Source organism: Oleiphilus sp. HI0079 (assembly GCF_001635105.1).
The window spans coordinates 1-1,051 of the sequence record NZ_LWFT01000947.1; the positions used below are offsets into that span (position 1 = coordinate 1).

Annotated in this window: 1 protein-coding gene; it reads left to right on the forward strand. The window is 49.4% G+C overall.

What is annotated here, in order from left to right:
- Positions 1-118: 118 nt before the first annotated feature.
- Positions 119-1,051, forward strand: a 933-nt coding sequence (locus A3750_RS17290; protein ID WP_156498683.1) for a hypothetical protein, incomplete at its 3' end; no start/stop codon positions are given.

The following is a 1,051-nucleotide window of genomic DNA, read 5'->3' on the forward strand; positions in this document are numbered from 1 at the left end:
CAGTTTTTGAACAATAGCGCTTAATCGGCGCTTGCTACCGCTACAAGCCCACCCAGAAAATGATAGACTCGGCGCTTCATTAAGTCGTAACGATCCAGCAGTCTCGTGAGTGTTATATATGCAGAATTTCTCTAAGCTGAGCGCGCTGTTTGCGTCAGCTTTCCTTCTTAGCGCCTGTGAACCGGCATTCGAAACCACCGCTCAAAAATGTGCCGCTGGCCAAGATATTCAAGTCGTCATTCCAGCGCCGGACCCCAAGTTTCAAATATTCACAGATGCCGACGAATATCCGCTCTACCTTCGTGAAGCAATCGAGACTATGACGCCTTCCAGCGTACTTTCGGCTGAAGAGCAGGCAGCCAAGGACTTTATCGATCAACAAATTAGTGACTTCTTGAGTTACGACAAGTCTGGCGATTTAGTTACAGGCGCAAGAAACCCCCTGGACTTTCTTGAGAGTATCGTGTCAACCACTGATCCAGGCGTTGAGATAGAAGCATTTGCTATTGCCAAAAACCAGGTAGCACAAGGCATTGCCGATGATGACGATTTTTGCAGCTATCAGAATGATGACATTCGCATAGTCGACACAGACGCGGATGCAACAACGTTAGCCTTTGCTGAGCTCGCGATGAGCTACAACCCTTTTACGCGCATCGTTCAGCAGTCCATTATCGTTGCCGAGCAGCGTGAAGATCTAGAATCTTCAGCATCACGAGAATCCGTGCCGTTCATTGGCTTCTATCAGGCGCTCCCAGAGAACTTCAAAGCAAATGGTTTTACCCAACCTGAAGTCAGACAACTTATCGCCAATAACGGTAGCGGTTTTGCGCGCCTTTCATTCGATGATGGTGAGGATACAGAGCTCGGCCAGCTGCTGCTGGATTACAACAACGAGTACTGCGACACCGACCGCACAAATGATGACCCGAGCACATGGGAAGACTGCCCTTCAGGCACAACTACTCGGGTACCATCAACGGATGTCGGCGGAGCATGCGATGCGGAGGCAAACAAGCTTGAAGAACACAGCTTCGATTTAAACTCCGTT